We start from the raw sequence: 16,458 nt of genomic DNA, 5'->3' as shown, positions 1-16,458 counted from the left end.
GCGTCGGACGCGGCGGGCAGGCCCCGGCCACCGCGGGCCGGCTCGTTGATTCGCGACGGGCCCGGCAGACCGTGGCCGCCGCGCTCGTGCGGGGTGCGCTCCGGCACCGGCTCCTGGCCCAGGATCTGGGTCGGGCGCTCGGCGCACAGGTATTGCGCCATGTCGTCGTGCGGGGCCACCACCTGGCGGCCCTTGTCGAGATCCCACATCGCCTGGGCGGTCGCCTTGCCGGACGGCCACGTGGCGACGATGCGCCAGGTGCCGTCCTCGCGGCGGAACGCGTCCCAGGAGATCTTCTCGGTGTCGATGCCGTGCTGGGCGAGCCGGCTGTCCACGACCTCGGCCAGCGGGGCACCGGAGTCGGAGGTCTTGAGGCGGGTGCGGCGCGCGTGCTGGGCCAGCATGGCCCGCTCCTGCAGCACCGGGCCCGCGTAGCGCAGAACACGGTCGACCGGGACTCCGGCCACCCGGGCGACGTCCTCGGCGGACTCGCCGGAGCGGATCCGGGCCTGGATGTCGCGGGGGGACAGGGATGCCATCACCTCGGCGTTCGCCACCGCCACGGCCGTGCCGACCGGGTGCGGGGTGCCGTCGGCCTGCAGCGCACCGCTGATCCGGTCGTCTATCGGGAGTGCCAGGAGCCTGCCGACCTCGTCGGCGAGCACCAGGGCCTGACCATCTTCGGAGAGGGCCACGAAGCGTACCGGCCGCATGCGTTGCCTCCGTCCCGTGCTCGCCGCTGTCTGGCCTGTGCTCCCGAGAGTCAGCCACCCGGGCGCGTTTCGGAACACGGTACGCGCCCCGGTCACTCGATGGGGGTATGCCACGCCGTCAAAGTCATTGACCTGCAGAGATGATCTTCAACGATCCTGGGCCGCGACGAGGCGATCTCCGGCGGCGATAAGGCGTTGCGGCCGGCGCCGGGCAGGCCTACAAAGACGGCATGACCGTCGAGTTGCGCCCGATCACCGCGGAGAACTTCCGGACCGTCATCAAGCTGGAGGTACGCCCGGAGCAGTCGGACTTCGTGGCGCCCAATGTCCGCAGCATCGCCGAGACCCACATCTACCCCGACGCGGAGCCCCGGGCGGTGTACTCCGGCGACGAGGTGGTCGGCTTCGTGCTGTTCCACCCGATCGACAAGGACAAGCCCGCCGAGGGGCACAGCATCGCGCGCCTGATGATCGCCCACCAGTTCCAGGGCCGTGGGCTGGGTCGGGCGGCGCTCGAGGCCGCCGTGGCGTGGATCCAGCGCGAGCGCGGGGTGGACCGGGTCCGCCTGAGTGTCGTGCCGTCCAACGAGAGCGCCCGCAAGCTCTACCGCTCCGCCGGATTCGTCGAGACCGGCGAGCTCGACCACGGCGAACTCGTCATGATCCGCTCGGTCTAGCCGTTCGCGGCGCGCCGGCCGGCGTACTCCGTGGTGCGGTGGGCCGGGTACTGGATCAGGTTGTCCGGTTCCTCCTCCACCGTGCTGGCCCAGCGGCGGGCCGGCTCCAGCGGGTCCTCGTCGTACATGAGCCGGCTCCGGAACTGCCGGCCGTAGTCGAGCATGCCGTCGATCAGCCGGTCCACGTCGCGGGTCGGTCGCACCACCAGGCGCATGAACTGGCTGGTCATGCCCAGTTTGTTGCCGCACTCACGGGTGTAGACGCCGTGGTTGGCGACCAGGTAGTCGCGCAGGGCCACGCCGGACCACTCGGTCGGCAGCTTGACCAGGATGAAGTTGCCCTGCGACGGGAAGACGGTCAGTCCGGGGATGCGGGCCAGCTCGACGGCCATCGCGCGGCGGTCGCGGCTGAGCAGGCGCAGGCTGTCCTCGTACTCGTCCTGGTGGTCCTCGATCATGTAGACGACCTTCTCGGCCAGCGAGTTCAGGTTCCACTTGGGCAGAATCTTGGCGATCTTGCCGGCGATCGCCGGGTTGGCCATCAGGTAGCCGAAGCGGATGCCGTGCAGGCCGAAGTTCTTGCCGAGGCTCTTCAGCACGACGGTGTTCGGCCGGATCACCGCGTCCGGCCCGACCGAGGGGTACTGCTCGGCGTCGGAGAAGTCGATGAACGACTCGTCGATGACCACCAGGTCGAGGTCGCCGAGCGCGTCCATGAAGCGGATGACGTCGCGCCGGGCCAGGTAGCAGCCGTCCGGGTTGTTGACGTTGCAGACCACCGCGACCCGGGAGCCGCGGTCGCGGATGAACCGTACGTAGTCCTCCAGGTTGAGCCGGAAGCCGTCGCGTTCCTGCAGCGGGAACATGTCGACCCGCTTGCCGGTCTCCAGTGGCTGGTCGGTCCACCGGCCGAACGTCGGGATCGGGATCGCGACGCTCTCCTTGATCAGGAGGTGGTCGATCCAGGTGATCAGCTCGGTGGACCCGTTGGCCATGGCCACGGTCTGCGGGTGCAGGCCCAGCACGCTGGCCAGCTTGTTGGTGATGCTGGCCGAGTCGCTCGGGTAGTACTTCAGGATGTTCTTCAGGTCGCGGGACAGCTCGTCGAACATCTCCGGGGTGGGGAAGTACGGGTTGCACGGGATGCAGAAGTCCACGATCTCGGCGCCGTCGTTCATGCTACGAGAGAGATCGAAATAAGAGGCGCTGTGTGCACCCTTGTGCAGGATCGAGGTATCGATACCCGTCCGTGCCATCCGTGCCTCCCGAGTCCGGCGACATTGCCGCCCGTCAGTACGGGCGACGCCGCGGGATCGTTCAGGACTTATGGATGACGTAATCGATGCAGCGGGTGAGCGCCTCGACGTCGGCCGGGTCCACGGTCGGGTACAGCGCGATGCGCAGCTGGTTGCGGCCGAGCTTGCGGTACGGCTCCGTGTCCACGATGCCGTTGGCCCGGAGCACCTTGGCGAGCTGCGCCGCGTCCACACTGTCGGCGAAGTCGATCGTGGCCACCGCGTGCGACCGCAGCGCCGGGTCGGTGACGAACGGGCCGGCCACCTCCGAGCGGTCCGCCCAGCCGTAGATCGCCGCCGCGCTCTCGGCGCTGCGCTTGGCCGCCCACCCGAGGCCGCCCTGCGCGTTCATCCAGTCGACCTGCTCGGCGGCCAGGAAGACGGTGGCCAGCGCCGGGGTGTTGTAGGTCTGCTCCAGCCGGGACTGCTCGATCGCCGTGACCAGGTCCAGGAACTGCGGGATGTAGCGGCCCGACTCCTTGATCTCGTGGGCGCGGGCGATCGCGGCCGGTGACATCAGGGCGATCCACAGGCCGCCGTCCGAACCGAACGCCTTCTGCGGGGCCAGGTAATACACGTCTGTCTGGGTCAGGTCGACGTCGATGCTGCCGCCGCCCGAGGTGGCGTCGGTCAGGATCAGCGCACCCGGGTCGGCGCCGGCCACCCGCTGCACCGGCACCGCCACGCCGGTGGACGTCTCGTTCTGCACGCTGGCGTAGGTGTCCACCCCGGCCTCGGCGGTCAGGTAGGCCGCGCTGCCGGCGGGTGCCTTGTGCACGGTCGGCTCGGCCAGGAACGGCGCGTCGCGGACCGCCTTGGCGAACTTGGCGCCGAACTCGCCGAACTCGGCGAACTGGGCCTTGTCGCGGACCAGCCCGAACGCCGCCGTCTCCCAGAAGGCGCTGGTGCCACCGTTGGAGATGATCACCTCGTAGCCGTCCGGGGCGGAGAAGAACTGGGCGATGCCGGCCCGCAGCCGGGCCACCTGGTCCTTGACCGTGCGCTGGCGATGCGACGTGCCCAGGTAGCTGGTGGCCACCCGGGACAGCGCTTCGACGCCCTCCGGACGGACCTTGCTCGGCCCGGAGCCGAACCGCCCGTCGACGGGCTTGAGGTCGTCGGGAATCCGGATCGGGTCAGCCACGGGGGTCCTTCCAGAGGGTCAGTCAGCCGTTACAGATTATGCGGCACCGCGTCCCAGCCCTCGACGTCCTGGGGCTTGCGCGGCTCCGGTCCCACGTAGAGGGCGCTGGGGCGCACGATGCGGCCCAGCCTCTTCTGCTCGAGGATGTGGGCACTCCAGCCCGCCACCCGGGCACAGGTGAACATCGAGGTGAACATGTGCGACGGCACCTCGGCGAAGTCCAGCACGACCGCGGACCAGAACTCGACGTTGGTGGCCAGCACCCGGTCGGGCTTGCGGGCGTGCAGCTCGGCCAGGGCCGCCTTCTCCAGGGCCTCGGCGACCTCGAAGCGGGGCGCGCCCAGCTCCTTGGCCGTACGCCGCAGCACGCGGGCGCGCGGGTCCTCGGCGCGGTAGACGCGGTGGCCGAAGCCCATCAGCCGCTCGCCGCGGTCGAGCACGCCCTTGACGTAACCCTCCGCGTCGCCGCTGCGCTCGACGGCCTCGATCATGTGCAGCACCCGGGACGGGGCGCCGCCGTGCAGCGGGCCGGAGAGCGCGCCGATGCCGGAGGAGATGCAGGCCGCGGCGTCCGCGCCGGTCGAGGCGACGATCCGGGCCGTGAAGGTGGAGGCGTTCAGGCCGTGCTCGGCCGCCGAGATGAAATACGCGTCGACCGCCTTGACGTGCCGGGGGTCGGGCTCGCCGCGCCAGCGCTTCATGAACCGCTCGACGATCGTCTGCGCCTTGTCGATGTCCTTCTGCGGCACGGCCGGCAGGCCCAGCCCGCGGGCGGCCTGCGCGACGAACGACAGCGCGGTGACCGAGACCCGGGCCAGGTCGGTGCGGACCTGGTCCTCGTCGATGTCGAGCAGCTGGCTGAGCCCCCAGTACGGCGCGAGCATGGCGACCGCCGACTGCACGTCGACGCGGATGTCGCCGGAGTGCACCGGGACCGGGAACGGCTCGGCCGGCGGCAGCCCCGGACCGAAGCGACCGTCGACCAGCAGGGCCCAGACGTTGCCGAACGAGACGTGACCGATGAGATCCTCGATGTCGACGCCCCGGTAGCGCAGCGCGCCGCCCGCTTTGTCCGGCTCGGCGATCTCCGTCTCGAAGGCGATCACGCCTTCCAGGCCCGGCTTGAAATCGGACACGATGCGCCTCCTGGGGTCCCGGCTGGACAAAGCCGTGGGTGTTTCATCTTGCCCGCTGGGTGACCGGTGGTCGACCCGCGGAAATGTGCTGTCGGCGACACCTATCCTCGCCGAGGGGACGGGCCCCCGTCCGGGACTTAGGTTCGATTGGTCAATCTCGGATAAGGAGAGCGTGTGACCCCGGAATCCTTGTCGCCCGCCGGCATGCGGCGCGACTACACCGAGCGGGGCGCGCTGCTCGAGTCCGACCTGGCCGCGGACTGGACCAGCCAGTTCGCCCGCTGGTTCGCCGAGGCCAGCGCGGCCGGCCTGCCCGAGCCCAACGCCATGATCGTCGCCACGGCCGATCCGGCGGCCCGGCCCAGCGCCCGTACGGTCCTGCTCAAGGGCTACGACGAGCGCGGGTTCGTCTTCTTCACCAACTACGCCTCCCGCAAGGGCACCGAGGCGCTGAGCAACCCGGCCGCGAGCCTGGTGTTCCCGTGGTTCCCGATGCAACGGCAGGTGCTGGTGGCCGGCGCCGTCGAGCCGGTGGACCGGGCCGAGACCGAGGAGTACTTCGCGACCCGGCCGCGCGGCTCGCAGCTCGGCGCGTGGGCGAGCCCGCAGAGTGAGGTGCTGCCCGACCGGGCCGCGGTGGAGGCCGGGCTGGCCGCCGCCGTCGAGCGGTTCGGCACCGAGGGGCCGGTGCCGCCTCCGCCGCACTGGGGTGGGCTGCGGGTGATCCCCGAGACGGTCGAGTTCTGGCAGGGCCGCAGCAACCGGCTGCACGACCGGCTGCGCTTCCGCCGTACGGGCCCGGGCTGGGTCGTCGAGCGGCTCGCTCCGTGAGCCAGGAGCCGGTCGAGGCCGCGAGCCAGGTCACCGGGGAAGCCGTCAAGGAACGGCGCCGCAGCTGGGTCATCGACGTCCGGCCGCTGCGCGGGACGGCGTACCGGCGGATGTGGATCGGCAACGGTGTCGCGTACTTCGGCTTCCAGTTCACCTCGGTGGCCGTACCGGTGGAGATGTTCTCGATCACCCGGTCCTCCGCCTGGGTGGGCCTGCTCGGGATCGCCGCCCTGGTCCCGCTGCTGGTCTTCGGGTTGTGGGGCGGCGCCGCCGCCGACGTGGTGGACCGCCGCAAGCTGCTGCTGGCCAGTTCCACGCTGGCCTGGGTGGCCACCGCCGGCCTGCTGGTGCAGGCGCTGCTCGGCCTGCACAGCCCGTGGGTGCTGCTCGCGCTGACCGCCGTGCAGTCGGCCGGCTTCGCGGTGAGCTCACCGGCCCGGCAGGCGATCATCCCGCGGATCGTGCCGGGCGAGCTGGTGCCGGCGGCGAACACCCTGGCCTACACGACCACGACCGCCGGCGGCGTCCTCGGCCCGCTGGCCGCGGGCCTGATCTTCGGCGCCTGGTCCACCGACACGGGCGTGACCATCGCGTACGCGGTCGACGCGGTGCTGTTCACCATCTCGTTCTGGGCCACCTACCGGCTGCCGCCGATCCCGCCGGTGCACGACGACGGCGTCACCGCCCGGCCCACCGCCGGTCTGCGCGGCATCGCCGACGGCCTGCGGTTCCTGGCCGGCCAGCCGGTGCTGCTGCTCTCCTTCGCGGTGGACATCGTCGCGATGGTGCTGGCCATGCCGCGGGCGCTGTTCCCGGAGATCGCCGAGGACCGTTTCGGCGGCGGCTCGGCCGTGGGCTGGCTCTTCGCCGCCATCGCGATCGGCTCGGTGCTCGGCGGGCTGACCTCCGGCTGGATCGGGCGGATCAAGCGGCAGGGGGTCGCCCTGGTCATCGCCGTCGTGGGCTGGGGCATCGCGGTCGGGCTGGCCGGCCTGGCCCACTCGCTCTGGCTGATGGTGCTGCTGCTCGCCGTCGGCGGCGCGGCCGACCTGGTCAGTGCCGTCTACCGGCAGTCGATCCTGCAGACGTTCGCGCCCGACCGGCTGCGCGGACGGCTGCAGGGCGTCTTCACCGTGGTGGTGGCCGGGGGTCCCCGGCTGGGTGATCTGCGGGCCGGTGCCACCGCCGACGTGGCCGGGCCCACCGCCTCCTGGGCCGGTGGTGGTTTCGCCGCCGCCGGGCTGGCGGTCGTGCTCGCGCTGGCCTTCCCCGCCCTGCTTCGCTACCGTCCCCCGGCCGCCTCGGAGGACAACCGATAATGTCAGCGGCATGACTGACGTCGTGGCGGCGAGATCTGGATTGCAGTGGGCCATCGAGGCCGATGGCCACCGGGCCGTGATCGTGGAGGTCGGTGGCGTACTGCGCCACTACTCCGCGGGCGGCCGGGAGGTTCTGGACGGCTTCGGCCCGGACGAGATCTCGCCCGCTTCGGCCGGCCAGATCCTGGCCCCCTGGCCCAACCGGATCCGCGACGGGCACTACACCTTCGAGGACACCGCGCACCAGCTGTCGCTGACCGAGCCCGCGCGGCACAACGCGATCCACGGGCTGACCAACTGGTCGCGGTGGAAGCTCGCCGACCAGACGGGCGACTCGGTGACGGTGGAGTTCGACCTGCCGCCGCAGATCGGCTACCCGTGGGCGCTGACCCTGCGCACCCGGTGGAGCGTCTCCGCCGACGGGCTGCGCTCGGAGCAGGAGGTCGTCAACACCAGCGACCAGAACGCGCCCTGGGGCTTCTCCGTGCACCCGTACCTCCAGCTGCCCGGCGTCGCGGTCGACGACATCCTGCTGCACGTGCCCGGCCGCAGCCGGGTCCTGGCCGACGCCCGGCTGCTGCCGATCGGCGCGGTCAAGGTGGCCGGCACCGAGTACGACTACACCGAGCCCCGCCGGGTCGGCTCGGCCGTGCTGGACACCACCTGGGGTGACCTGGACCGCCAGGCCGACGGCGGTTCCGCGGTGACCATCGCCGCGCCCGACGGCTCGCAGTCCGTCACGGTCTGGGGCGACGAGAACTTCCACTGGTGGCAGGTCTTCACCGGCGACACGCTGACCGGTGAGCGGTTCCGCCGGTCCCTGGCCATCGAGCCGATGACCTGCCCGCCGGACGCGTTCCGCTCCGGCCGCGACCTGATCGTGCTGGCGCCCGGGCAGACCTGGCGGGCCAGCTGGGGTGTGCGGCCCTCGGCGGCCTGAGCATGGAGTTCGACGAGGTCCTGCGCCGGCGCCGGATGGTCCGCACCTATGACCCGGACCGGCCGGTGCCGCCGGAGATCGTCGACAAGCTGATCCGGCACGCGTTGCGGGCGCCCTCGGCCGGCTTCTCCCAGGGCTGGGGTTTCCTGGTGCTGAGCGAGCCGGCTGACCGCGAGCTCTACTGGTCGGTGACGGCGCCCCGCGGGGACGCCGCGGCGGAACAGGCCGCGGCCGGCTCGTGGCTCGACCGGATGCGCTCGGCGCCGCTGATCATCGTGGCGCTCTCCAACAAGTCGGTCTACCTGGAGCGCTACGCCCAGGCCGACAAGGGCTGGACCGACCGGGACGAGAGCCGCTGGCCGGTGCCGTACTGGGACATCGACACCGGCTTCGCCGCCCTGCTCATCCACCTGACCGCGGTGAACGAGGAGCTGGGTTCGCTGTTCTTCGGGGTGCCGGCCGAGCGGGTCGGTCCGTTCCGGGACGCATTCGGCATTCCTGACGAATTCGTGCCGGTGGGCGCCCTGACCATCGGCTACCCGGCACCCGACAAGAGGTCACCGTCACTACGCCGGGGGCACCGCCCGGTGGACGAGGTGGTGCATCATGGCCGGTGGACCGCGGCCGGTGGGCCGTCCGCGAGGGAAACCTGACAACGGGTGACGACGCCGGGACGCGGACCGGCCGCTAGGCTGGCGGCTCGCTAGGCTGGCAGGCACAGCTGTCCGCCGGGCGGGCTGGACGTGCGTGAGGACCGGAGGGGAGCGTGCCGTCGTGATCTTCAAAGCGGTACGGGACGGAGCGCCGTACCCCGACCATCACACGACACTCAAGAGATGGGCCGAGATCCCGCCCCGCCCCATCCGGCTGGCCGATCTCATCACCACCAAGCGTGAGCTGGCCCTGGACAAGCTGCTGGCCGAGGACTCGACGTTCTACGGCGACCTGTTCCCGCACGTCGTCGAGTGGCACGGCGGCCTCTATCTGGAGGACGGCCTGCACCGCGCGTTGCGGGCGGCGCTGCAGCAGCGCAACCAGATCCACGCGAGAGTGCTCGTCATCGACAACTAACACCGCTAGTTTATGGGTATGGCCGTCGTCTCCCCGCTCGATCTCCTCGACCTGGACGCTCTGCTGACCGACGAGGAGCGCGATGTCCGCGCGCTCGCCCGCCGGGTCGTCGACGACCGGGTCCGCCCCTACGTCGCCGACTGGTACGAGCGCGGCGAGGTCCCCGTCCGCGATCTGTCCCTCGAGTTCGGCAAGCTCGGCCTGCTCGGCATGCACCTGACCGGCTACGGCTGCGCCGGCGCGTCCGCCGTGGCGTACGGGCTGGCCTGCCTGGAGCTGGAGGCCGCCGACTCGGGTGTGCGCTCGCTCGTCTCCGTGCAGGGCTCGCTCGCGATGTACGCCATCTGGAAGTACGGCAGCGAGGAGCAGAAGCAGCGCTGGCTGCCCGGCATGGCCGCGGGGGAGCTGATCGGCTGCTTCGGGCTGACCGAGCCGGACCACGGCTCCGACCCGGCGAACATGGCGACCCGGGCCCGGCGCGACGGCGACGACTGGGTGCTGACCGGCGGCAAGATGTGGATCACCAACGCCCCGGTCGCCGACGTGGCGGTGATCTGGGCCCGCACCGACGAGGGCGTGGCCGGGTTCGCCGTGCCCACCTCGACCGAGGGTTTCACCGCCCGTGAGGTCAAGCTCAAGCTGTCGCTGCGCGCCTCGGCCACCGGCGAGATCACCCTCGACGACGTCCGGGTGCCCGAGTCGGCCCGGCTGCCCACCGCGCGCGGCCTCAAGGCTCCGCTGTCCTGCCTCACCGAGGCCCGGTTCGGCATCGTCTGGGGTGCGCTGGGTGCGGCCCGCGACTGCCTGGAGACCGCGATCGCGTACGCCGGCACCCGCGAGCAGTTCGGCCGTCCGATCGCGGGTTTCCAGCTGACCCAGGCGAAATTGGCCGACATGACCCTCGAGCTGCAGAAGGGCTATCTGCTGGCGCTGCACCTGGGCCGCCGGCACGACGCCGTCGGGCTGCGCCCCGAGCAGGTCAGCGTGGGCAAGCTCAACAACGTCCGGGAAGCCATCAAGATCGCCCGGCAGTGCCGCACGATCCTCGGCGCCAACGGCATCAGCGGCGAGTATCCGGTGCTCAGGCACGCCAACAACCTCGAAAGTGTGCTCACCTACGAGGGAACCTCGGAGATCCACCAGCTGGTCATCGGGCAGAAATTGACGGGGTTGAGCGCCTTCGCCGGCTGACCGGATGCGAGTGTCGTACCCCTTCCGTACCGTTGAGCACAGAAGGAGGGGGTGAGCACCGATGGCAAGTTCGCGTGACGTCGACGAGCCGACCCGGGAGTATCCCGAGGTCGACGACCAGGTAGCGACCCGCCCCGCACCATCCGTGGACGACCCGGCCGGCCCGGATCCGGCCCCGGCCGGGGACCGCAAGCCGGGTCTGGGCGGGTTCGCCCGCGTCGTCATCTTCACCGGCGTGGTCTTCGCGCTGATCGTGGCCATGTGCCTCGGGCTGCGCGCGATCAACGTCCTGCCCAGCTTCGACAACCCGTTCTCCGACAAGACCACCGACCGCAGCCAGCCGGTGCTGCTGCAGTCGATGCGGGACCTGAGCCGCTACGTCGCGGCCGACGGCACCTTCCAGGTCATCGTCGACCTCCAGGAGAACAAGGAGAACATCCCCGAGTTCCTGGTCAACAAGCGCACGCTGTTCGTGGGCTCGGGCACGGTCGAGGAGTACGTCGACTTCGGCACGCTCACCGAGGGCGCACTCAAGGTCAACAACGCCGACAAGTCGGTGCAGATCGAGCTGCCCGCCCCGCAGCAGGGCCAGGCCGCCCTCGACATGGAGCGCAGCTACGTCGTCGCGGAGGAACGCGGCCTGCTCAACCGCATCGGCGGCGCGTTCAGCAACGATCCGAACCAGCAGCAGCGCGTCTATCAGCTCGCCCAGCAGCGGATCACCGAGGCGGCGCGCAGCAGCGGGCTCGATCAGCGGGCCCGCGACAACACCGAGAAGATGCTCACCGGCCTGCTCGCCAGCCTGGGCTACACCTCGGTGACGGTCACCTTCGCCACTCCCTGACACAAAGAGGCGGCGCCCCCTCCCGGCCGTGGGAAGGGGCGCCGCGCTTTGTCCGAGGTCACTCGTTGGGGAGCAGGACCCAGAGGATCAGATAGATCAGGAACTGCGGGCCGGGCAGCAGGCAGGACACGACGAAGATCAGCCGCATCACTGAAGAGGAGACCCCGAACCGGCGGGCCAGGGCGGAACAGACGCCGGCGATCCATCGGTCGTCGCGGGGCCGGGCAAGTCGGCGGGTCACGTCACTCACTCCTCATCGGTGGTGGTCGCAGCCGAGCGCCGCAACCACTGTCAACGGTATGGACCAGCCGCCACTCCGCCCTCGGTCCCGAGGTGGAGAAGGGCGCTCACATTCCCGTAAGGGCTACCCGTACCCGGTGCGGGGCCGCTGTTAACATCTGGGCAATCTCGCCCCCACACACCGCGTGCACGGGCGTCCGAGGTGGGAGGGATGTCTCGGTGACGCTCGCCGTCCTGTGCGGGAGCACCGGCAACGACCTCGGTCCGGGTGCCGCCCGCCGGCTCGCCGACGAGCTGACCGCGGCGCTGGCCGCCGCGGGGTCCACGACCGTCGTTCCGGTGGATGGTCTCGACGTCGCGGGTCAGCTGCGCGAGGTCGCCCGGATCGCCGCCGTCGCCGACGAGCCGCTGCTGCTCTGCGCCGACAACCTGGTCGCGCATCCGAGCCTGCTGCGCACCCTGGCCACCGAGCCGGCCGGCCGCAGCACCGCGCTGGTGGTCGCCGAGGACGGTGGTGATCTGCGCGAGGAGCGCGGCCGCCTGGTGTTCGCCAGTGATGGGACGACCCGCTTCCTGGGCGCGATCAGCATCGCCCCGGCCGACCTGCCGATCCTGGCAGCCGCCGCGTCGCAGGCGGCCGACCACTCGGTTCAGCCGTCGCCCGCGCATGATGCCGGCGAGGGTGCGGCCACCGCGACCGCTCAGCGCGACGCCATCGACGTGCTGCTGCGCGCTCTGCTGGCGGCGGGGCTGGTGCCCATCGCCACCCGGGTGCGGCTGCTGCACGCCGAGCGGGTGCACACCGAGGCCGGTCTCGTCACCGCCCGGGCCGCTGTCGCCGCGGTGGACGAGGACGCCGCGTTGCTGCGGCTGGCCGTCAAGGAGAAGGACGACTTCTTCACCACGTACGCGGTGAGCACCTGGTCCCCGATCGTCACCAAGCTGTGCGCCCGCCTCGGCCTGACCCCGAGTGGTGTCACCGCGGTGTCCGTCGTCTTCGCCGTGGCCGCCGCCCTCGCTTTCTGGGAGGGTTCGCGGCCCGCGCTCATCGCCGGGGCCGTCCTGCTCTACCTCGGCTTCGTCCTGGACTGTGTGGACGGACAACTGGCCCGCTACACCCGCACGTTCGGCGCGTTCGGCGGCTGGCTCGACACCATGGCCGACCGGGCCAAGGAGTACGCCGTCTACGCCGGTCTCGCCGCCGGTGCGGAACGGGCCGGTCTGCCGTACGCGTGGCCGCTCGCGATCACCGCGATCGTGTTGCAGACGGTCCGCCACATGACCGACACCTGGTACGGCGCCCTGCACGACGAAGCCGCCGCCCGGCAGTCCGTCGGCACCGCCGGCAACAGTGACGCCGGCGGTGGCGTGGGAGCGCGGCTGAGCCGGGCCTCGAACCGGGTCCAGGCGGACACCGGGTCGGCGGCGTACTGGCTCAAGCGGATCGTGGTCTTCCCGATCGGGGAGCGCTGGGCGCTGATCGCCGTGCTCGCCGCGGTGAGCAACGGACGGGTGGCCCTGGCCGCTGTGGTGGGCTGGGGACTGCTCGCTGCGGCGTACACCTTGGGTCTGCGGTCTCTGCGCTCGTTCTCGATGCGCGTCGGCGTGCTGGACACGGTCGACACGTCGCGGCACCGCGACGACGGCCTGCTCGTCCGCGCGGTCCTGAGCGCGGCGAAGGTCAAGGCCCCGCTGGTCTGCACCGTCGTGGCGGCCCTGGCGGCCCTGGGACTGGTGATCGGGTTGCTGACCGGCGTCGTGCCGGGCGGCAGCGAGTGGGGCTTCTGGACCTCCGGCGACCTCCGGGTGGATCTGGTCCGGGCCGGCGACGCCTCGGTCTGGCTGATCGCGGTCACGCTGCTGGTGCTCGGCGCCGGGCTGGCCGCCCGGGCGCGGCACGGCGGCCCGCTGGACTGGCTGATCCCGGCCGGGCTGCGCGCGGCCGAATACCTCATGGTCGTCGCGGTCGGCCTGATCTGTGCCGTGCCCACGCCCATTGTTTATCTGCTGTTGTTCGTCCTGGCACTTGATCACTACGACCTGACCGCCCGGATGGAGAAGGGTGCGCCCGACGCCACTGCGGCGAGGGCATGGCTCGGCTGGGACGGCCGGGTCGTCGTGCTGGTGCTGAGTGCGCTGGCCGGGGTCGCCACGGTCGGGGAGCTGCTGCTCGCCGTCGTCGTGGGCGGCTCGTTCCTCGCGGGTGCGGTTCGTGACTGGCGCTCCGGAGGTAAGCGATGACCCTGCTCAGCGTGGTCCTGCCCGTGTACAAGGTGCAGGGCTACCTGCGGCAGTGCCTGGACTCCCTGCTCGAGCAGCCGTTCACCGACATCGAGGTCGTGGCCGTCGACGACTGCTCGCCGGACCACAGCGGCGCCATCCTGGCCGAGTACGCCGCCCGTGACTCCCGGGTCAAGGTCGTCACCGCGCCGGAGAACGTCGGGCTGGGCCGGGCCCGCAACCTCGGCCTCGACCACGCGACCGGCGACTACGTCTGGTTCCTGGACAGCGACGACTGGCTGGCCCAGGGCGCGCTCACCGCGATCGCCGACCGGCTCGCCGACACCGGTCCCGACGTGCTGATCTTCGGTTTCGACCGGGTGCACTGGGACGGCCGGGTGGTGGTCGCGGGTGCCGCGAAGGTGCTGGCCGAGGCGCCGGAGACGTTCACCGTGGCGGAGTGGCCACGGGTGCTCAACGTGCTGCACGTCGCCTGGAACAAGGTCGTCCGCCGGGACCTGCTGGTCAAGCTCGACTTCCGCTTCGAGCAGGGCTGGTACGAGGACGTCTCGTTCACGTACCCGGTGCTGGCCGCGGCCCAGCGGATCAGTGGCCTGCCGCGCACCTGCGTGCACTACCGGCAGCGCCGGACCGGGGCGATCACCCGGACCCTGGGGGACCGGCACTTCGAGATCTTCGACCACTGGGAACACGCGTTCACCATGGTCGACGCCTTCTCGGCGCAGCCCGAGGTGCTGCGGCCGGCGCTCTACAAGCGGATGCTCTGGCACTACCTCAGCGTGCTGCGCAACGCCGAGCGGGTGCGGCGGGGCTCACGCCGGCGCTTCTTCGAGCGGATCGTCGAGCACGCCCGCAAGTACCGGCCCGCGGCCGGCTACGAGATCCCGGACGGGCCGGAGGGGCTGCCGTACCGGCTCGTGGAGAAAGAGGCGTTCCTGCCGTTCCGGGTCGCGGAGGGGGCAGCCCGCAAGGCCAAGAAAGTACGGCGGTTCAAGCGGGTCTCGATCCGCCGGGCCCGCAAGCTCGCCCGCAAGGTCCGGGAAGCCGTGTACCAGGGCTACTACAAGCTCCAGCTGCGGCGGCCGGTGGACGACAAGCTCGCGCTGTACGCCGCGTACTGGTATCGCGGGGTGAGCTGCAACCCCGCGGCGATCGCGGCCAAGGCGGCGGAGCTGGCCCCGGACGTGCGCAACGTGTGGGTGGTCGGCCGGTCCCGGCTCAAGTCCGTGCCGCCGGGCACCGACTACGTGGTCGCCGGCTCGCGGGAGTACTACCGCCTGCTGGCGCGGGCGCGCTGGCTGGTCAACAACGTCAACTGGCCGAACTGGGTGGTCAAGCGGCCCGGCACCACGCACGTGATGACCCACCACGGCACGCCGCTGAAGATGATGGGCATGGACCAGGCCGATCACCCGGCCGCGGCCAAGGACCAGGACTTCCGGGCGCAGATGGGCCGGGCGGACCGCTGGGACTTCAGCATCACGGCGAACGCGCACACGACGGTCGCCTGGGAGCGGGCGTACCCCTGCCGGTACGAGACGCTCGAGGTCGGCTACCCGCGCAACGACCGGCTGGCCCTCGCGACGCCGGCGGAGACGGCCGCCATGCGGGAGAAGCTGGGGATCGCACCCGGCGAGCGGGTCGTGCTCTACACGCCGACGCACCGGGAGTGGCTGCCGCCCGGTCAGCAGGTGCTGGACATCGACGCGTTCGCCGACCGCCTGGGACCGGACACGGTGCTGCTCGTCCGGGCGCACTACTTCCACGTGACCGCGGCTCAGCGGACCGGGGCGCGGCGGGGGCGGATTTTGGACGTGTCCGCGTACCCGGTGGTCGAGGACCTCTATCTGGCCGCCGACGTGCTGATCACCGACTACTCGTCGGCGATGTTCGATTTCGCCGTGCTCGACCGGCCGTTGGTGATCTTCGCGCCCGACTGGCCGGCCTACCGTGAGCTGCGTGGCACGTACTTCGACCTGATGGAACTTCCGCCGGGTGCGGTGGCGACGACCTTCGCCGAACTGGTCGAGGTCTTCCGCGGCGGTGCCTACGAGGACGCCGTCGCGGGCGAGCGGCGGGCCCGGTTCCGGGAACGGTTCTGCTCCCTCGACGACGGCGGAGCGGCCGAACGGGTCGTGCGCCGGGTGTTACTGGCCGGTACCGGTAAGTAAATTTCCGGTCCGGAACACCCGGCCCTTCCCGTCGCGACGGGGTCTTGAGTACTGCGACCTGCACAGACGATGCAATTAGTCGATCTTGCGAAGCCCGCAAACGGGTGACGATCCGGTGACTGTCGGCAAATGGCACGTTCACCCGATGGCAGGCATCGATGGCTGTAGTCACGCTAAGCCATCGTCGCAGCTCAAACGCAGGAGGTTGACGGTGTCCACCGTCGCGCTCAAGGACGTCACCAAGGTCTGGCCGGACGGTACGGTCGCGGTCGACCGCGTCAGCCTCGACGTCGAGGACGGTGAGTTCATGGTCCTGCTCGGGCCGTCCGGGTGCGGCAAGTCCACCGTCCTGCGCATGATCGCCGGCCTCGAGGACCCCTCGGCCGGCGCCATCCTGCTCAACGGCGAACCGGTCATGGACCTGGCCCCGCGCGACCGGCGGATCGCCATGGTCTTCCAGGACTTCGCGCTCTACCCGCACATGACCGTCGGCGACAACATCGGCTTCCCGCTCAAGCTCTCCGGCATCGAGCCCGGGCCGCGCGGCGAGCGGATCGGCGACGTGGCCAGCGCGCTGGGCATCGGCGACGTGCTCGCCCGCAAGCCCGGCCAGCTCTCCGGCGGCCAGCGCCAGCGGGTCGCGAT

At 71.1% G+C, this 16,458-nt stretch carries 16 protein-coding genes; 11 read left to right on the top strand and 5 right to left on the bottom strand.

Annotation, left to right across the window (positions count from 1 at the left end):
• On the bottom strand, nt 1-713 hold a 713-nt coding region (sepH, locus tag AB0C29_RS08700), incomplete at its 3' end, for a septation protein SepH (RefSeq protein WP_360817199.1).
• Between the two features lie 230 nt (nt 714-943).
• Between sepH and AB0C29_RS08695 the strand changes: the two genes are divergently transcribed.
• Nucleotides 944-1,390 (top strand): GNAT family N-acetyltransferase, encoded by a 447-nt coding sequence (locus AB0C29_RS08695; protein WP_360817196.1) that lies wholly within the window; start codon nt 944-946, stop codon nt 1,388-1,390.
• On the opposite strand, the gene AB0C29_RS08690 is transcribed toward AB0C29_RS08695, so the two are convergent.
• From AB0C29_RS08690 to AB0C29_RS08680, 3 genes are all read right to left on the bottom strand, one after another.
• Nucleotides 1,387-2,568, bottom strand: coding sequence for a histidinol-phosphate transaminase (locus tag AB0C29_RS08690; protein WP_360817193.1), 1,182 nt, complete (start codon nt 2,566-2,568; stop codon nt 1,387-1,389). The two genes, AB0C29_RS08695 and AB0C29_RS08690, sit on opposite strands and share 4 nt — an antisense overlap.
• 139 nt (nt 2,569-2,707) lie before the next feature.
• Nucleotides 2,708-3,829 (bottom strand): phosphoserine transaminase, encoded by a 1,122-nt coding sequence (serC, locus tag AB0C29_RS08685; RefSeq protein ID WP_360817191.1) that lies wholly within the window; start codon nt 3,827-3,829, stop codon nt 2,708-2,710.
• 29 nt (nt 3,830-3,858) lie between these two features.
• Nucleotides 3,859-4,965, bottom strand: coding sequence for a citrate synthase 2 (locus tag AB0C29_RS08680; RefSeq protein WP_360817188.1), 1,107 nt, complete (start codon nt 4,963-4,965; stop codon nt 3,859-3,861).
• Nucleotides 4,966-5,139: 174 nt separating this feature from the next.
• Here AB0C29_RS08680 and pdxH point away from each other — a divergent pair, with 174 nt between their 5' ends.
• The 7 genes from pdxH (at nt 5,140) to AB0C29_RS08645 (ending at nt 11,161) form a co-directional block, all read left to right on the top strand.
• Nucleotides 5,140-5,796, top strand: coding sequence for a pyridoxamine 5'-phosphate oxidase (gene pdxH, locus AB0C29_RS08675; RefSeq protein ID WP_360817185.1), 657 nt, complete (start codon nt 5,140-5,142; stop codon nt 5,794-5,796).
• A gap of 71 nt (nt 5,797-5,867) precedes the next feature.
• Nucleotides 5,868-7,115, top strand: a complete 1,248-nt coding sequence (locus AB0C29_RS08670; RefSeq protein WP_360817201.1) for an MFS transporter — start codon at nt 5,868-5,870, stop codon at nt 7,113-7,115.
• A 10-nt stretch (nt 7,116-7,125) separates the two neighbouring features.
• The gene (locus AB0C29_RS08665; protein WP_360817182.1) at nt 7,126-8,055 is read left to right on the top strand and encodes an aldose 1-epimerase family protein; all 930 of its coding nucleotides are present in this window, start codon (nt 7,126-7,128) and stop codon (nt 8,053-8,055) included.
• A gap of 2 nt (nt 8,056-8,057) precedes the next feature.
• The gene (locus AB0C29_RS08660; protein WP_360817180.1) at nt 8,058-8,708 is read left to right on the top strand and encodes a nitroreductase family protein; all 651 of its coding nucleotides are present in this window, start codon (nt 8,058-8,060) and stop codon (nt 8,706-8,708) included.
• A gap of 121 nt (nt 8,709-8,829) precedes the next feature.
• Entirely contained in the window at nt 8,830-9,126 is a 297-nt protein-coding gene (locus AB0C29_RS08655; protein WP_125807223.1) for a type II toxin-antitoxin system VapB family antitoxin, read from the top strand.
• An 18-nt stretch (nt 9,127-9,144) separates the two neighbouring features.
• Complete coding sequence (locus tag AB0C29_RS08650) at nt 9,145-10,317, top strand: acyl-CoA dehydrogenase family protein (RefSeq protein ID WP_360817177.1); 1,173 nt, start codon at nt 9,145-9,147, stop codon at nt 10,315-10,317.
• A gap of 61 nt (nt 10,318-10,378) precedes the next feature.
• Nucleotides 10,379-11,161: a DUF4230 domain-containing protein gene (locus AB0C29_RS08645; RefSeq protein WP_360817174.1), complete on the top strand. Its 783-nt coding sequence runs from the start codon at nt 10,379-10,381 to the stop codon at nt 11,159-11,161.
• Between the two features lie 58 nt (nt 11,162-11,219).
• On the opposite strand, the gene AB0C29_RS08640 is transcribed toward AB0C29_RS08645, so the two are convergent.
• Nucleotides 11,220-11,402 carry a PspC domain-containing protein gene (locus AB0C29_RS08640; protein WP_360551080.1) on the bottom strand — a complete coding sequence of 61 codons (183 nt, stop codon included), beginning with the start codon at nt 11,400-11,402 and terminating at the stop codon, nt 11,220-11,222.
• A gap of 218 nt (nt 11,403-11,620) precedes the next feature.
• Between AB0C29_RS08640 and AB0C29_RS08635 the strand changes: the two genes are divergently transcribed.
• The 3 genes from AB0C29_RS08635 to AB0C29_RS08625 form a co-directional block, all read left to right on the top strand.
• Nucleotides 11,621-13,642 carry a DUF5941 domain-containing protein gene (locus tag AB0C29_RS08635; protein WP_360817171.1) on the top strand — a complete coding sequence of 674 codons (2,022 nt, stop codon included), beginning with the start codon at nt 11,621-11,623 and terminating at the stop codon, nt 13,640-13,642.
• On the top strand, nt 13,639-15,813 hold the full coding sequence (locus AB0C29_RS08630; RefSeq protein ID WP_360817168.1) for a CDP-glycerol glycerophosphotransferase family protein: 2,175 nt from the start codon (nt 13,639-13,641) through the stop codon (nt 15,811-15,813). The genes AB0C29_RS08635 and AB0C29_RS08630 overlap by 4 nt, the downstream gene beginning before the upstream one ends.
• A gap of 211 nt (nt 15,814-16,024) precedes the next feature.
• On the top strand, nt 16,025-16,458 hold a 434-nt coding region (locus tag AB0C29_RS08625), incomplete at its 3' end, for an ABC transporter ATP-binding protein (protein ID WP_360817165.1).

Origin of the sequence: Actinoplanes sp. NPDC048791 (assembly GCF_040650095.1) — a bacterium.
Lineage (GTDB): Bacteria > Actinomycetota > Actinomycetes > Mycobacteriales > Micromonosporaceae > Actinoplanes.
This window is presented reverse-complemented; position numbering and strand designations above follow the sequence as displayed.

Excerpts from the sequence above, each read along its gene's own strand:
- AB0C29_RS08695 (WP_360817196.1), top strand. The coding sequence starts at position 944 with ATGACCGTCGAGTTGCGCCCGATCACCGCGGAGAACTTCCGGACCGTC.
- AB0C29_RS08690 (WP_360817193.1), bottom strand. The coding sequence starts at position 2,568 with ATGAACGACGGCGCCGAGATCGTGGACTTCTGCATCCCGTGCAACCCG.
- AB0C29_RS08665 (WP_360817182.1), top strand. The coding sequence starts at position 7,126 with ATGACTGACGTCGTGGCGGCGAGATCTGGATTGCAGTGGGCCATCGAG.
- AB0C29_RS08660 (WP_360817180.1), top strand. The coding sequence starts at position 8,058 with ATGGAGTTCGACGAGGTCCTGCGCCGGCGCCGGATGGTCCGCACCTAT.
- AB0C29_RS08650 (WP_360817177.1), top strand. The coding sequence starts at position 9,145 with ATGGCCGTCGTCTCCCCGCTCGATCTCCTCGACCTGGACGCTCTGCTG.
- AB0C29_RS08645 (WP_360817174.1), top strand. The coding sequence starts at position 10,379 with ATGGCAAGTTCGCGTGACGTCGACGAGCCGACCCGGGAGTATCCCGAG.
- AB0C29_RS08630 (WP_360817168.1), top strand. The coding sequence starts at position 13,639 with ATGACCCTGCTCAGCGTGGTCCTGCCCGTGTACAAGGTGCAGGGCTAC.